At 35.0% G+C, this 16,744-nt stretch carries 11 protein-coding genes; 6 read left to right on the forward strand and 5 right to left on the reverse strand.

Annotated elements, in window-relative coordinates:
• Both AB9K26_RS10960 and AB9K26_RS10965 read right to left on the reverse strand, forming a co-directional pair.
• Positions 1-194 (reverse strand): hypothetical protein (locus AB9K26_RS10960; protein WP_369972598.1); only part of this gene is annotated, 194 nt, incomplete at its 3' end.
• Between the two features lie 206 nt (positions 195-400).
• Positions 401-1,360: an endonuclease gene (locus tag AB9K26_RS10965; protein ID WP_369972599.1), complete on the reverse strand. Its 960-nt coding sequence runs from the start codon at positions 1,358-1,360 to the stop codon at positions 401-403.
• Positions 1,361-1,431: 71 nt separating this feature from the next.
• Between AB9K26_RS10965 and hflX the strand changes: the two genes are divergently transcribed.
• On the forward strand, positions 1,432-2,652 hold the full coding sequence (gene hflX / locus AB9K26_RS10970; RefSeq protein ID WP_369972600.1) for a GTPase HflX: 1,221 nt from the start codon (positions 1,432-1,434) through the stop codon (positions 2,650-2,652).
• Positions 2,653-2,705: 53 nt separating this feature from the next.
• On the opposite strand, the gene AB9K26_RS10975 is transcribed toward hflX, so the two are convergent.
• Both AB9K26_RS10975 and AB9K26_RS10980 read right to left on the reverse strand, forming a co-directional pair.
• Positions 2,706-4,769: a M13 family metallopeptidase gene (locus AB9K26_RS10975; RefSeq protein ID WP_369972601.1), complete on the reverse strand. Its 2,064-nt coding sequence runs from the start codon at positions 4,767-4,769 to the stop codon at positions 2,706-2,708.
• A gap of 113 nt (positions 4,770-4,882) precedes the next feature.
• Positions 4,883-5,377 (reverse strand): hypothetical protein, encoded by a 495-nt coding sequence (locus tag AB9K26_RS10980; protein ID WP_369972602.1) that lies wholly within the window; start codon positions 5,375-5,377, stop codon positions 4,883-4,885.
• A 196-nt stretch (positions 5,378-5,573) separates the two neighbouring features.
• Between AB9K26_RS10980 and AB9K26_RS10985 the strand changes: the two genes are divergently transcribed.
• The 5 genes from AB9K26_RS10985 (at position 5,574) to AB9K26_RS11005 (ending at position 12,457) form a co-directional block, all read left to right on the forward strand.
• On the forward strand, positions 5,574-6,539 hold the full coding sequence (locus tag AB9K26_RS10985) for an NAD-dependent epimerase/dehydratase family protein (RefSeq protein WP_369972603.1): 966 nt from the start codon (positions 5,574-5,576) through the stop codon (positions 6,537-6,539).
• 65 nt (positions 6,540-6,604) lie between these two features.
• Positions 6,605-7,753, forward strand: a complete 1,149-nt coding sequence (locus AB9K26_RS10990) for a hypothetical protein (protein WP_369972604.1) — start codon at positions 6,605-6,607, stop codon at positions 7,751-7,753.
• A gap of 118 nt (positions 7,754-7,871) precedes the next feature.
• Entirely contained in the window at positions 7,872-8,450 is a 579-nt protein-coding gene (locus AB9K26_RS10995) for an RNA polymerase sigma factor (protein ID WP_369972605.1), read from the forward strand.
• A gap of 4 nt (positions 8,451-8,454) precedes the next feature.
• A complete protein-coding gene (locus AB9K26_RS11000; RefSeq protein WP_369972606.1) occupies positions 8,455-9,180 on the forward strand; it encodes a tol-pal system YbgF family protein in 726 nt (241 codons plus the stop codon).
• 16 nt (positions 9,181-9,196) lie between these two features.
• Positions 9,197-12,457, forward strand: coding sequence for a CHAT domain-containing protein (locus tag AB9K26_RS11005; RefSeq protein WP_369972607.1), 3,261 nt, complete (start codon positions 9,197-9,199; stop codon positions 12,455-12,457).
• Positions 12,458-12,491: 34 nt separating this feature from the next.
• Here AB9K26_RS11005 and AB9K26_RS11010 read toward each other — a convergent pair whose 3' ends face one another.
• Entirely contained in the window at positions 12,492-16,721 is a 4,230-nt protein-coding gene (locus tag AB9K26_RS11010) for a T9SS type A sorting domain-containing protein (RefSeq protein ID WP_369972608.1), read from the reverse strand.
• Positions 16,722-16,744: the final 23 nt, after the last annotated feature.

The following is a 16,744-nucleotide window of genomic DNA, read 5'->3' on the forward strand; positions in this document are numbered from 1 at the left end:
TTCGTGCCGTTGAGACTGTTGATGCCGCCCTGCTGACCAGATATCCAGGAATCTCCCGTCGCACCACCGCCATCGGTAACTGACCAGGTCGCAGGAATCTCCGTGTCAAATCCCTCCTGCAAATAGGTCTGTGATGTCGCTTGCCAAAGCAAAAGAGAAAAACTTAAAGAAAGTAATAAAGTAATCTTTTTCATATAAAGTACTATTAATTATTTTTAAACTATTGGTGTTAAAAGGCTTACGTACCAATCCTTATTTAAGGATTAAGCATGTAAGGTTAAACAAAAAATAAATTGGAGCTAAATAAGTATCCGAAGATAAAAAAAATGGCAATTAACAATGCGTTAACAATACTATAATAGATAAAGTGCCGTTTTTATCGATAAAAAGATTTGGGCTTCTAAAAGCTCTTACTTAATTGTATAAAAACAGGAAAATGATCGCTATAACCACCTTTATATTTTTTACCAACATAAGTTCTAAAAGGCTGTCCTTTATATTTACCCCTATATTGTGTTAAAAATTTTTCGTCAAAAATATCAGCCTCCTCGAATGCAAGTCCATTGTTATCTTCAAAGAGGTTTGTGGTAAATAATATTTGATCGAATACATTCCACTTAAAGTTGTGGTTTTGAGTTCCTCTAGAATAAGACATCAAGGCTTTCATGGGATTATAGAGATGCTCATTGTTTGTAAGGTTTTTGACGCTCTTGTCATCAGGATTGTCGTTAAAATCTCCCATAACTACGATTTTTTGGTCAATGCTCTTTTTCTTTAGTATTCCTATTATTTCCAAAACTTTATTTGATGCAGCCAATCTATTAACTTCAGACTCAATAACACCATCACGTCGAGATGGCCAATGATTAATAATAAAGTGGATTGTTTCACCATCTAATTGTCCTGAAACCAAAAGTATATCCCTTGTAAAATCTTGAATCCCTGGCTCTTTTTCAATGTAAATAGAAAACCGTCTTGAATCTTCAACTAAAAACTCATCTTTGTTGTAAATCAAGCCAACATCTATACCTCGTTCATCTTTTGAATCATAATGAACAACATCATAATTGTATTTTTTTAACTCGCCTTCATTAATTAAATCGAAAAGTACCTTTTTGTTTTCTGCCTCAGCAACACCAATTATTGTTGGAGGTTTTTGTGAGTTTTCGTAGCCAATCTTAGAAATAACATCTGCTAACTTATAAAGTTTCTTTTCGTAGCGTTTTCGATTCCAACGTTTTTCTGAAGTCGGCAAAAAATCATTATCGTTAGTTCTGTAATCGTCCTTAATATCAAATAAGTTTTCTAGATTATAAAAGGCGATGGTATAGAGACGTTCTGTAAAATTTTGTTTTTCCACAGGACAAATTTATATTTTAAAAATTAATCATCATAAAGGCAATTATGTAACTTTGTTTATATTTTCAATATATGCTAGAAAAAAAGAACATAGATTTAGAAAAGGCTGTTTTAATTGGTGTCATTACAAAAGAACAAAATGAAGATCAGTCTAAGGAATATTTGGATGAGCTAGAGTTTTTAACCTATACTGCAGGTGGTGAAGTTTTAAAGCGATTTACGCAAAAAATGGATATGCCAAATCCTAAAACTTTTATCGGAACTGGAAAAATTGAAGAGGTTCAACAATTTATCAAAGAGCATGATGTAGGAACTGCCATTTTCGATGATGAATTGTCTGCTGCTCAAGAGCGTAATATCAGTAAAATTTTGAATTGCAAGGTCTTAGACCGCACCAATCTCATTCTTGATATTTTTGCGCAACGTGCCAAGACAAGTTATGCTAGAACTCAAGTGGAACTGGCACAATGCGAATACCTTTTACCGCGATTAAAAGGTATGTGGACACACCTTGAACGTCAAAAAGGTGGTATTGGAATGCGTGGTCCTGGTGAAACTGAAATTGAAACTGATCGACGAATTGTACGCGATAAAATCGCCCTTCTAAAGGAAAAAATAAAAACCATTGATAAACAGATGGCCGTTCAACGTGGTAATCGTGGAAAAATGGTAAGGGTTGCCCTTGTTGGTTACACCAATGTTGGAAAATCAACCTTAATGAATGTTATTAGCAAAAGTAAGGTGTTTGCAGAAAATAAACTGTTCGCCACACTTGACACAACTGTTAGAAAAGTAGTTATAAAGAACTTGCCATTTTTACTGACAGATACTGTTGGATTTATTAGAAAGCTTCCTACCCAGTTGGTAGAATCTTTCAAGAGTACTTTAGATGAAGTTCGTGAAGCAGACTTGTTGTTACATGTTGTTGATATTTCACATCCAAATTTTGAAGAACACATCGAATCTGTTAATAAGGTTCTTGGTGAAATTGATAGTGCCGATAAACCAACAATTATGGTTTTTAACAAAATTGATGCTTACGAACCAGAGCCTCTTGATGAAGACGATCTAATCACTGAAAAAACAACTGCCCACTACAGTCTTAACGAATGGAAAAGCACTTGGATGAATCGATTGGGAGATAATGCTTTATTTATTTCAGCATTAAACAAGCAAAATCTCAATGAGTTCAAGAAGAAAGTTTACGATGAAGTTCGAGATATTCATATCACCAGATTTCCGTATAACCACTTCTTATATCCTGATTATAATGTAGATGACGAAGAGGAATAAAATAACAAAGGCTGTCAAAAATGACAGCCTTTTATTTTTCTATTAATTGGTGTTTACCAAATTCTTACTCTATCTTCAGGAGCAAGCCACATTTTATCACCTTCCTTAATATCAAACGCTTCATAGAATGCATCGATGTTTTTTAAAGGTTGTGTCGCTCTAATAATTCCTGGTGAGTGAGGGTCTGTTTGAATTTGCGTTCTTAATGCATCATCACGCGTTAAAGTTCTCCAAACGGTTGCCCATGACATAAAAAATCGTTGCTCAGGAGTAAATCCATCAATGTTTTCAGGTCTGCCATTTTGCTCAAAATATAATTGAAGTCCATCATAAGCTCCAAGCACACCTCCTAAATCTCCAATATTCTCACCTAAAGTAAACTTACCATTAACGTAAAGACTGTCCATAACTTCAATACTGCTGTATTGTTCAGCTAAAGCATTACCTCTTTTGGTAAATTCCTCTAAATCTTCATCTGTCCACCAGTTTTTTAGATTTCCATCGGCATCAAAACGTGCTCCAGAATCATCAAAAGCATGTGAAATTTCGTGTCCAATAACGGCTCCTATACCACCATAATTTACTGCTTCATCAGCCGTATAGTTATAGAAAGGTGGTTGAAGTATAGCCGCAGGGAAAACTATTTCATTATTTAATGGATTGAAATAAGCGTTAACCATCTGAGGTGGCATTCCCCATTCTGATTTATCAACGGGTTCTCCAATATCAGAAAGGTTATCTTCCATGCTCCACTTACCTACAGCAAGCATATTTTCAGCATAGCTATTTCCTTCTTCTACCTGAAGTTCAGAATAATCTTCCCACTCGTCTGGATATGCAATTTTAACTGTAAACTTGTCAAGTTTTTCAATAGCTTTTGCTTTTGTTTCTTCTGTCATCCAGTCTAATTTGCTAATTCTATTTTGAAAAGCAGTAATGACATTTTCAATCATTTTTTCAGCTTTCGCCTTAGCTTCTGGAGGGAATTTAGATTCTACATATAGTTTACCAATTGCTTCACCAACAGAACCTGTTACGGTACCAAGGGCACGCTCTTCGGCAGGTCTTTGCTTTTTAGCTCCACTTAAGGTTTTGGAATAAAAATCCCAATTTGCTTTTTCAATTTCAGTGGTTAAGAATCCAGCTGCATTGTTTATGGTACTCCAATCCATCAAAGTCTTAACGTCGTCGATAGAGGTAGTATTGAGGAAGTCATTCATTGCCTTCATATATTTTGGCTGCATCACCAAAACTGTATCAAGTTCTTTTTTGATTCCCAAATCAGAAATCATTTTGCTCCAGTTAATAGCAGGACACATTTCTTGAAGTTGAGAAATCGATTTAGGGTTATTGAAATTTCTAGCATCTCTTGCAGCTACTTTATCTAGTCTTGGTTCTGCCAATTGCGTTTCCATATCCAGAATTTTCTCTGCTGCAGCATCAGCATCTGCTTGGCTATATTCAATAAATTGAAGCATTCGAGACACATGAGCCTTATACTTTTCTCTAATTTCTTTAGATTTTGAATCTTGATCTAAATAGTAATCACGTTGTAATCCTAATCCTCCAGGGAAAATCCATGCAACATTCATACTACTATCGTTTAAATCTGGACTAGCAGCAATTCCAGCAAAAGGTGCAGATACTCCCATGACTGTCGCATAAACAGTCTGCATGTCTTCAACGTTTTTGATACTGTTGATTTCTTCCAATAAAGGTTTCAATGGAGTGATACCTGCTTCGTTTCTAGCAACAGTATCCAATTCTGATTCATAAATAAGCAAAGCTTTCTTTTGGTCTGAACCATCTTCATACTTTCCTAGTTCTTTAGATGTGTTTAGGATTTCTAGAACATCTGCTCTTGTTGATTTTCTTAAAACTCCAAATCCGCCCCAACGTGTTTCATCATCTGGAATTTGTGTGTTTTTAGCCCAATTTCCATTAACGTAGTTGTAAAAATCGTCTTTTGGGCTCACCTCTGTATCCATGTTTTCGAGATTAATTCCAGGAATTTTCTCGATCATAGCTGTTTCTTCCTTAGGTTCTTCTTTACATGAAATAAATGCAAAAGCAACCATCAAAACAACTACAAAAATACTCTTGATATTAGTTTTCATAGTGTGATTAAAATTAATTTGATTTAAAATTAGTTATTAATTAGAAGCCTGAATCCCACATTTGTTACATATTAACAAAAAATTATGATATGTGATTTTGACTTAAATCTGAGTTACTGAGGTTTGGAAATATTATTGCTATCAAACTCTAGTTTTTTATTAATCTGTAAGTTCAAATTAGAATAAGACACCAATAACTCTTTGACTGCTTGGAGCTTTTCGTTTTTGGAGATGTTATCTAAGGATAAAACACTATTTAAACTTAATGTTTTGGTTTCTAAAACCGTTATTCTAGCCAAAATCTCGTTGGTAGCTAATTCTTTTGGAATTTCAATTTTGAAATCATTCAAAAACGTCGTTATTAAGGAAACATCACTAGAATAAAAAGAAAGGTCTGCCTGTTTTAAAAATCCTATTTGATTGGTCAACTCTTGATACTTTTGCCAGTTTGACACCTTATCTTTTGCCTTAAAGCTTAATCCATAATCTGTGAATTTTAAACTCTGGATGTCCTTTTTGGAAATGGTTGTAGATTCAGATTCAGCTACGTCATCATTTTTTTTGTTTTCTGTTGTATTGTTGCCGTCATTGCAAGCAAGAAAAAGCACACATAAAAAACTTAAAATAAAAGGTTTTGGTAACATATAATCCTCCGTACTGGTTTGTAAATATACTCAAAGCGTAAAATTAACTGATTTTCTGATTTAGATTTAACAAAAATGTAAGAGTTGTTAATTTTAAGCCTCAAAGTTTTTTGTCCTTTATATTCTTAGTATTTTTGGTTCACTTTAATGAATTCAATCTATGTCAAGAGTTTTAATCATTGGTGCTTGTGGTCAAATAGGTTCTGAACTGACTTACAAGCTTCGAGATATTCATGGTAACGATAATGTGATTGCTAGTGATATCAGTTTTTCAAATTTAGATGTTGTCAATTCTGGTAATTTCGAAATTCTTGATGCCAAAGATTATAATGCTGTAAAAGTCTGCGTTGAAAAATACGATATTGATACCGTATACCTTATGGCAGCCATGCTCAGTGCCACTGGTGAAAAGTATCCAATGAGAGCTTGGGATTTAAATATGAATTCACTCTTCCATGTGTTAAATTTAGCGAAGGATGGCTGCATAAAAAAAGTTTTTTGGCCCTCAAGTATTGCGGTTTTCGGACCTACAACTCCAACTAATGAGACTCCTCAGCATACCATTATGGAACCTACAACCGTTTATGGTATTACAAAACAAGTTGGTGAGCGTTGGTGTGAATATTATCATAAGCAATATGGTGTGGATGTAAGAAGCCTTAGGTATCCAGGAATCATCAGTTGGAAAACGATGCCAGGAGGAGGAACAACCGACTATGCTGTTGAAATATACCACAAAGCCATAACCGAAAGCCAATACAAATGTTTTCTTTCTGAAAACACTAAACTGCCAATGATGTTTATGGATGATGCCATTAATGCTACTGTGAATATCATGCAAGCACCTTCTAAAAACATCAGCATCAGATCGTCTTATAATTTAGCTGCCATGAGCTTTACGCCTGCAGAGATTACCGATTCAATATTAAAGCATATCCCAGAATTTACCATCTCTTATGAACCCGATTTCCGACAGCAAATTGCCGATAGCTGGCCAAAGAGTATTGATGATTCTTTAGCTCGTAAAGACTGGAAATGGGAACATACTTTTGATTTGGATGCCATGACTGATGAAATGATCACTCAGTTACAAAAAAAGTACAGCTCTTCAGAAAAAGTCTCTTAATTATCTGATGACATTTTAGATATTTTTCGATTTATCAATAGAAACAATCATAAACTATTGATAAAATGAAGTCTATTTTGTTATTGCTAAGCCTAACTCTATTATTTTCATGTTTTGACAAAAACGATTCGTATTCCTACAGTGAATCTGAATTCGATTCAGAAGCCTATTCCTTAAATGAAAATGGTGAAAATGCAAGTTTGATTAAAAAACAAAATCAAGCTTCTGCTACAAAGTTGTATAAGATAAAAAGCATACAGTTTGATATGATTTTTGGAGTCATGCCAATTCCATCCTCATGGAAAGCTGTAAATAATAATAAAGAGAACATCCTTTTCGAAGGGCCAAACGGAATTAAGGTTTTTAACGAGCAATTTGTAAGGTATTCTTATTCAAACAATCCTGAATTAAACTATTACTCTGAACAAAGTGGTAGCACAGTGAAACCGCCTAAATCTATTGACAAGGTTATCAATGAAGACTTAAGACCTTTTTTAGAATCAAAAGGGTTGACTTATTTAGGTAATTTTCCTTTACCTAAAATGGCTCAATTAGATAAAAACTTTGACAAAGCTTTATTTAAGTCAATGCCTGAAAACAAAACTTTTGAATGCGTTGTTACCGAATGGAAAGATCAAAATGGTATGCGTTCCCTAGGAGTAATACGTTACTTCAAAAATTACTATACTACAATGGGAGCTATGGATTGGGGTTACACCCTAAATAGTATGGAAGCACCTGAATCTGATTATGATGCAGCTAAAAAAGCTTATCTCAGTGCCTTGACAAATTTGCAGATCAATCCAAATTGGATTCAAAAAAACAATCAGTATTATGCTCAAAAATCGCAACAAAGCAATGCACAGCATCAACAACGCATGGCTGCTATAAGAGCTCAAGGGCAAGCCATCCGTAACAACGGAAATACCTACAGCTCAATATTGGACAGCAATCATGAAAGTTGGAAACGTCGCAATGCGATGACTGATGCTGGTCACTCAAACACCATCAATAGTGGTATATGGGAACGTAGTACAATGCAAGATCAAAGTGGCAATCAATATCAGGTTGAAGGGTATTATGACAATGTTTGGAAAGGCAGTAATGACAATACATACATTGGAACGAATAATACCAATTGGAATCCAAATATTGATAATGCCACCAACGGAATTGATTGGGAGCAATTGGAATATACTGATGACAATTATTAATCATTTCGATGATTATAAAACAAACAAAAAGCAACTCATCGTTGAAATATTGATTTAATAGCTTAGTATTTGTCGCAAAATGAAATAGTTGTATCTTTTCTCTTGATTAGCTATTAACATGAGGGAAGCCCAAAAAACCGACCATCAGTTACAACTTATAGAAGCCATTAAAGCGAACGATCCAATTGCTTTAAAACAATTTTATGTACATAATTATTATAAAATTGAAGCCATGGTTTTAAAAAATAGTGGGTCTAAAGAACATGCAAAGGATTTATATCAGGATAGTTTTATAGCGGTTTGGAAAAACCTTAAAACTGAAGCTTTTGTTCCCAAAAACGAATCGGCTTTACAAGGTTATCTTTACCAAATAGCGAAACATAAATGGATAGATACCTTGCGTTCGAAATCGTTTAAAAACACCTATGGTTTGTCCGAAGATATGCAAGCTATGTTAAAACAAAACCCTAAAGAAGAGCTTGAAGAAGACCCAACCGAAAAGAAGTTGAATATCACTATGGAAGCCTTTAAAAGCTTAGGTCAGCCTTGCAAATCACTTTTAACCAGTTTTTATTTCAGCAAAAAATCCTTAAGAGCAATTGCTTCAGAATTGAATATCGGTGAAGCTTCTGTTCGAAATAAAAAATACAGATGCATGGAGAAACTCCGAAGCATCGCATTGTCCTCAAAATCATAAAAAATTGAAAGAAAATAGCAACATATCACAAGAACAACTTGAAGCCATAGAGCGCTACATCAATGGAACAATGGCTTCCGAAGAATTGAAAGCATTCAATCTCAAGTTGGAAAACGATCCTGAATTCAAAACGCAAGTTGAAGATATTAGAATTTTACTCACTGGAATTGAAGCACAATCCCTCAAGGAGCAATTAGATGAATTCCATATGGAGATTCCCTTGCAAAAACTTGAGTCAAATTCTTCAAAAGTAAGGTTATTAGATTTTAGAAAATGGGCTGTTGCTGCAGTACTCATTTTATCTGTTGGTGGATTTTGGTTTTTCAATCAAAACACCAATGACAAACTCTATGCTAAATATTTCACTCCAGATCCTGGTTTACCAACAACCATGAGTAATTCATCCAACTATTCATTTTATGATGCCATGGTAGATTATAAACAAGGCGACTATAAGTCTGCCATTCAAAAATGGGAAGCTTTAAACTCAACCAACGATACTGTTAATTATTTTTTAGGCGTTTCTCATCTGGCTTTAAAAAACCAAGATAATGCCATTGTTTTTCTAGAAAAATCTATTCAGGATAGTGATTTTTCGTTGACAAGTGAAGCCAACTTTTATCTCGGACTGGCTTACCTTAAAGACAACAAAATTGAAAAGGCTATTGAACACCTTAAAAAAAGTGAGAACAAAGAAAGCAAAATGCTATTGTCAGAGCTTTTAAATTAGTTTATATACCATACGCATGAGTCGGCATGATTATTTAAGATACATCTTTACCATGAGCATATTTGTGTTGCTTACACTTGATATATCAGCACAAAATGAGCCAGATTCAGCATTACAGCAACTTGACAAATTAATTTCAGATGAAAAGTATTCGGAAGCCGAAACTATTTTAGACCAAAACATTACTACGCTTCTGTCTCAAAAGCGGTATTATGAGTTAGCAGATTATGTGTACTACTTGGGTACGATCAATTTAGAGTTAAAAGGTAGTACGATTGCTGAAACTAAAGTCTTAGGGCTTCTAAAACAAATAAAAAGTCTTACTGAAGATCCAAAGGCATTGAGACAGTTTCATCTTGAAGTAGGCTCTTTTTATGAAACGCTTGGTAATTCAGATACTGCTATAAGTCACAATATACAGGCATTAGACTATACCTCTAAAATGCCTGATGCGCCAGGTCAGTTATTCGGACTTATCCAAAGTAATCTTGGTGTTTTTTACACCAGAATTGGAAATCTTGAAAAAGCCATTGAGTATCACTCAAAAGCAACAAAGTCATTTCTGAGCGATGAAACTACTCCTAAACAAAGTTTTTACATCAATTATAATTCATTAGGTGCCATGATGTGGTACCAATCTAAAATGGATAGTGCTTTAGTGTTTTTTAGAAAAGCAGAAGGCATTTTAAAAGAAATGGAGCCGACACCATGGAACCAGTATTACAGAACAGCTTCATTGCAAAATAACATTTCAGGCATTTATAGTATCCAAGGCAATCAAGATGCAGCCATTCAAGAAATGCAAAAGAGTGTTGATAATTTAAAATTGTTTTTAAAACAGGATAGCGTCAAGACCGTAAACAAGCAACATGCTAGAGAGTTTTTATATCAAGCTATGGATAATTACGCGAGGTTGCACAAGGAAATAGGAGACTACCATAAAGCTAAGGAAATCATTACCTATGCCTACAAACTAAAAAAAGCAAACCTAACCCAAGGCAGCCCTGAAATCTCGAAAAGTAAAGTTTTGGTTGGTCAAATTAATGTGGATTTACGAGAGCATGAAACAGCCAATGCGATTCTCGATGAAAGCATACAAGAATTCGAAGCCAATGAAAGTCCGTACAATCATTGGTTGGGCATGGCCTACTATTACAAAGGGCAAGCCAATAGATATATGGGCAATGTAGACATTGCCATGAATTGCTTTAAGAATAGTGAAGATTATTTTAAAGCTTCAATGGGAGAATATTACGATGAAATCTATCTCGACTTTGTTATCAATGCCTCAAGTTTCTATGCTGAAAACAACAATTCCGAGAAGGCTGTAAAAATGGCTGATGCGGCATATGACTATATCATTGAGAATCAAGGCAAAAAAACAGTATTGGAATATTTTCAAGTTTTAAATCTTGCCGAAATACAATACAATCTAAAAAATTACTCAAAAGCTTTAGAACACAGTAATCGAGCAATTAATATTCTTAAGGACTCTACCTTTATCAAAAACAATGATTTTGATCGCTTACGGATTAATGCCTTAAAGCCAGATGCTATTTTGACTAAAACCAAGTCTGAGTTTCAATTGGAAACCAATAAAGACACTTCATTTTTAAAATCTAAACTCGATGAGCTTCAAGAAGCCATTAGCCTTCTTGAAGAACAAAAAGCCATCCTCTCTGACGAAAATTCTGTATCGATTTTACTTCAAAACAACAACGAGCTTTTTGAGCTTGCCAAACACATATCTATTTCTCTATACCATGAAACAACGTCTAGTATCTATCTAAAAAAAGCTTTGAATCTTCATGAGTCGATGCTCTATAATAGAATTAGAAATCGTTTGAATGCACAGTCTTCAATTGCATTTGCCAATATTCCAAAAAATGTAGTAGAAAAAGAAAAAACGCTCAAAAACAATCTAAAATCGGCTCTTTCAAAAAACGATGGTCTTGACATGTATTTTGAAGCCGAATTAGAATGGAACGATTTCTTAAGTATGTTGAAAACCAGCTATCCAAAATACTATAGCCTGAGGTACGCATCGATTTCAAAATCAACTGAAGATATTGAAAACAAAGTTCCTAAAGACAAAACATTGGTTCGCTATGCTTATATCAATTCAAATCTATACGCATTTGTTATTGATTCCTCAAAAACTGAACTTTTTGAATTAGATCCCATAAAGGTTGAATCCTTAATCAATCGATTACGTGAAGAAGATGTTACAAAAGCATATGATTTTAAAGCGCTTCATGAACTTTATCAAATTTTATGGAAACCTCTGGAAAACAGTATTACAACAACATCTGTTTCTATTTTTCCCGATCAAGCGCTGTTCAATTTGAACTTTGAAATGTTAACCTCTGAATTGGTGTCTTCTTTTAACGATATTGCCCATAAGAGTTTGCTCTCTAAACATGTTATTTCATATAATTACAGCTTATTTTTAATAGGTGAGAATAGTAAGACCGTCGGTTATGATAGTAATTTCATAGCCTTTGCACCTGAGTTTAATTCAGAAATGAAGACTGAATACAAATTGTCTATTTCTGATACCTTAGGTATTGATGATTCTTATCTAACACTTTTACCTCAACCTTTCACCAAAAACTTAGCAAAAGTGTCCTCAAGATTATTTGATGGCACCTCATTTTTAAATGAAAAAGCTTCAAAACAAATTTTCACTTCAACTGCCAAGGAACATAAAATCATTCATATAGGCACACACGCTGAATCCAACAATATTTCGCCAGAATTATCACGATTAATTTTCGCTAAAAACGTAAATGATTCCATAGCCACAAATGACAATTCCTTATACACCTTTGAAATTTACAATCAGAATCTCGCCTCTAATCTGGCTATATTAACGGCTTGTGAAACAGGAAAACCAACCTATCAAGCTGGTGAAGGTATGATTTCGCTTGCCCATGCCTTTAATTATGCTGGCAGTGAAAGCATCTTGACAAGTTTGTGGAAGATAGACGAGAAATCCAGTGCTGAAATCATAGCCCTTTTCTATAAAAATATTTCTGAAGGCATGGCTAAAGATATAGCGCTTCAAAAGGCGAAGTTAGATTATATTTCAAATGCCAAGGGTAGAACTGCCAATCCGCAATACTGGGCTGGATTAATATTAATCGGTGATACCTCTCCAATTGATTTAAATACTTCTGAGACCAATTTATGGTATTGGGTTCTTGGATGTCTTTTATTACTTTTCCTAATTATTTTACTTTCCAAAACCATTTATAAAAAAAGCCACCAAAATTAAATTTTGGCAGCCTTTTTACAACTAACATAACTAATTATTGTTTTATAAATCGTTTAATAACAGTATTGCTATTGGTATTAAGTTTCAGAAAATAAACACCATTTGCATAATGCCCTACAGGAATCTCAATCTTATCGTTAACAGATTTTAAATCTAAACTATCAACCAACTTGCCTGTAACATCATAAATATCCAAACGCTGTAAGTCAATTCCGCTGTTATTTTTAACATTGAGTACATTATGTGCAGGGTTCGGGAATAACAAAACATCTCTCTCATTTATTTCAAAATTGTTAATTCCAAGTGTCGTATCTTCAACTTTAAGTTGAAACATGCATGTTGCTGTATTCCCAAAGCTATCAGTTACAACAAAGATAATATCGTACTCTCCATCAGATAGGTTGGTACCTGCTACAGGTGTTTGCTCAACAGTAAAACCACAATTATCAGACACCGTGACATCTCCTTCAGTTACATAATCTGGAAGGATAAAATCTCCAACCGTTTCAACAGTGTAATCGGCTGGACAATCTATAGTCGGATCAATGTCGTCCACAATGGTCACGGTTGCTGTTTCAGAAGCTGAATTCCCGCTTTGGTCTGTCACCGTTAGGGTCACCGTTTTATTGCCTAGATCGGCACAAGTGAAATCGGTTACATCTAAACTAAGGCTTGCAATTGAGCAATTATCACTTGAACCATTATTAACGTCATTAGGAATTATGCTTGCATTTCCCGAAGCATCTAATTGAACGGAAATATCCTGTGTTGAAACCATTGGACTTGTGACATCTTCAACTGTTACTGTAGCAAACCCTGAACTACCATTACCACTTTGATCCGTAACTGTAAGTTCTACTGTATTATCGCCCAAATCAGAACAACTAAAGTCTGTTATGTCCAAAGATAAACTTGCAACCATACAGTTATCACTTGAACCATTGTCAATTTGCATTGTTGTAATCGAGGCAGTACCTGAACCATCCAATTGGATCGTTATATCCTGGGTAAGAACCGTTGGACTAATGACATCTTCTACAGTAACTGTTGCTGAAGCAGAAGCAGAATTTCCACTTTGATCTGTAACTGTTAGAATCACTGTATTTTCACCTAAATCGGCACAGGTAAAGCTTGTTTTATCAAGACTTAAATCCACAATTGAGCAATTATCGGATGAGCCATTATCAATTTCAGAAGCTAGAATACTAACAGATCCCGAATCATCCAACTGAACTGTAATATCTTGAGTTGCAGCTGTTGGACTTATAACATCTTCAACAATTACAGTTGCAGGTGCCGAGGCAGAATTTCCATCATTATCTGTCACTGTCAAATTAACGGTATTATCGCCTAAGTCTGCACAAGTAAAACTATCAACATCTAAAACAAATTGTAATTCATTATCTGGTGTACAATTATCGGTTGTACCGTTATCAATTTCAGAAGGTAAAATAGAAGCATTTCCTGAAGCATCGAGTTGTACAGTAATGTTTTGAGTGATCACATTTGGAGGAAGTATATCCAACTTATCTGTTATGGTTAACACAACCTTATTATTATCTGGATAGGACACTTCAAACGTATAACGCTTACCATCAAAATCTACATTTTCAATAGGTGATTCTAAATTACCAGAAGCAATAGTCCCAGAGGTAGTTGCTATAGTGAATGCGTCTCCAATAGTACCTTCAAAACCCATAATGACATTAACACTACCTTCAAAAACATTATTATTACCAATAATTGCCAAAACATCATGTTCTGTGTCTGGAATAAGTCCGTTAATTTCAATCTCTAATTCTGATAGTGTTGTTGAAGTATAAGTACCTTGAACCGTAAGAGTTCCTGGCGAGCTTCCAGGCGCAAAGGTTCCGTTATTAGTATAATTTGATGGTGCTGGTACATCAAAAACACCTGTTCCGGTTACCACTCCGCTTTCAAGATTTACAAAAGGTCTAGAGTCTGCTACTTCCAGCTCACCTGAAGCCACTTCTATAGTTCCAGAATTATTAAAATCTGTGACAATCTGTGCAATTCCTAAGGTTTCAGATCGTCTTATCAGTCCAAAATTATTGAGAACTCCAGGGGCAGATGACCATGTAATGTTTCCTCCATCTGCTCTAAAATCTATAAGTGCTCCAATCTCATTATTGAGAGTGACGGTTGCACTTGATAAAAGTAAATCACCTGGTGATACAATTCTTAATTCACCTTGATTATTTAGGGTTGTAGCACCTGTGATAAATTTACTTGCATTAGAATCGAGTGATAACACACCACTATTTACAAGAGTACCATCTCCGGAAACAATTCCAGAATTCCAGTTGAAGTTATCTGCAAAATTCACTTCTGCTGTATCTCCAGCTAGGACATTGATATTACTATTCCAGTTCATCGTCCCAAGAAGTGTTCCTGTTAGGTTTCCAGAAATAGTAGAAGCAACATCCCAATCTAATATTGCATCTTCAAAAACGTTATAAATACCATCTGTAAAGTTTTTAGGTGACGATTGAAAAGATAAAATTCCACTTTCCACTTGAATAGTACCGTCATTATTGTTTAGAATGGTAATGATTTGTGCTTCACCAGTTGAGTTGGTTCTCTTTATTACACCAGAGTTATTAATCGTTCCTGAGGCAGAACTCCATGTTATATTACCACCAGCAACCTGAAGATCAATAACACCACCCATTGGATTATTAAGGGTTACATCTGCACTTGACAATAATAAATCGCCAGAAGATACAATCAATATAGTTCCATTATTATTAAAGGTGATAGTCCCTGTGACAAATTTGCTTGCATTAGAGACCAACTCCATAGTACCGTTGTTGTTCAATATTCCATCACCTGATATGTTGCCTACAGACCAATTGAAGTTTTGCGCAAAATTTAAGCTCGCTGTATCATTTTCTGCAACAGAAATATTACTGTTCCAATTCATTTCTCCATCTAAAGTTCCATTTAGGTTTCCAGAAATAGTTGCTGAAGTATCCCAATCTAGGATAGCACCAGAAAACACATTATAGGTGCCGTCAATAAAATTTTTAGCCGCACTTTGGAAAGATAAGGTTCCACTTTCCACTTGAATTGTTCCATTAATGTTATTTAAAGTATTTATTATTTGAGCTTCACCTGTTGAGTTAGTTTTTTTGATAAGTCCTTCGTTATTCAATACACCTGGTGCAGAAGCCCAAGTAATATTACCACCATCAGCTTGAAAATCTATAATACCAGAAGCCAAATTATTTAACACAGTTGTTACGCCAACAATAAGAAGGTCACCAGCGGAAACAATTTCTATAGTTCCAGAATTATTAATCGTGGTCTCTGCATTTACTGTTTTATTGGCATTTCCTGCAAGTGTCATTTTTCCTAAGTTATTTAAAGTCCCACCTCCTGTTATAATTCCACTATTCCAATTAAAATTTTGGGGAAAGTTGGTGCTTGCCGTATCACCAGCAGCTATAGTAACATTGTTATTCCAGTTCATAGAGCCATCCAATGTCCCAGTCAAGTTTCCGGAAATAGTTGATGCAGTGTCCCAATCTAAAGTAGCGCCCGAGAACACATTGTATGTCCCACTATTAAATGTTTTGGCTGCGCTTTGAAATGATAAAGTACCATCTTCTACCTGTATGACGCCATCATTATTATTCAAGGCAGCAACTATTTGTGCCTCTCCAGAAGAAGTTGTTTTTTTGATAAGACCAAAATTATTCAGAACACCCGGTGAACTGCTCCAAGTGATGTCGCCTCCATCAAATTGCATGTCGATTACACCATTTGCAAGATTATTCAGTGAAGCTGTGTTACCGGTTATAAAAAGGTCACCAGCAGAAGCAATGGTTATAGTACCTTCATTAATTACTGTAGTTCCAGCAGAAATAAATTTAGAAGCATTACCTGTTAAAATTATTTCTCCTTGATTGGTAAGAGTAAAATCGGGACCAAAAATAATCCCAGCACTCCAGTTCACTGTCGTGTTAGGCCCAAAGTTGGAATCTGCCGCAAACGCCAAGTTGTTTGCCATTTCTAATACTGAATTTCCCTGCAATTCGAAAGAATTGGTGTTGCCTTGAACATTCAATGTTACCGTAAATCCCGTAGGAATAATGACGTCATCTGATGCGGTCGGAATCATATTGGTATCCCAATTGTCTAGATTGTTCCAATTGGTGTTAGCACCCAAACCTGTCCATGTGGTCTGAGCCATAATTATTGTACTTGATAGCATCAATAATAGTAGTAAAATTCGTTTCATAATTAATAGCTTTATAATGGTTT

It is taken from the genome of Psychroserpens sp. XS_ASV72, from assembly GCF_041224425.1.
Lineage (GTDB): Bacteria > Bacteroidota > Bacteroidia > Flavobacteriales > Flavobacteriaceae > Psychroserpens.

Excerpts from the sequence above, each read along its gene's own strand:
- AB9K26_RS10990 (WP_369972604.1), top strand. The coding sequence starts at position 6,605 with ATGAAGTCTATTTTGTTATTGCTAAGCCTAACTCTATTATTTTCATGT.
- AB9K26_RS10975 (WP_369972601.1), bottom strand. The coding sequence starts at position 4,769 with ATGAAAACTAATATCAAGAGTATTTTTGTAGTTGTTTTGATGGTTGCT.
- AB9K26_RS11010 (WP_369972608.1), bottom strand. The coding sequence starts at position 16,721 with ATGAAACGAATTTTACTACTATTATTGATGCTATCAAGTACAATAATT.
- AB9K26_RS11005 (WP_369972607.1), top strand. The coding sequence starts at position 9,197 with ATGAGTCGGCATGATTATTTAAGATACATCTTTACCATGAGCATATTT.
- AB9K26_RS10995 (WP_369972605.1), top strand. The coding sequence starts at position 7,872 with ATGAGGGAAGCCCAAAAAACCGACCATCAGTTACAACTTATAGAAGCC.
- hflX (WP_369972600.1), top strand. The coding sequence starts at position 1,432 with ATGCTAGAAAAAAAGAACATAGATTTAGAAAAGGCTGTTTTAATTGGT.
- AB9K26_RS10985 (WP_369972603.1), top strand. The coding sequence starts at position 5,574 with ATGTCAAGAGTTTTAATCATTGGTGCTTGTGGTCAAATAGGTTCTGAA.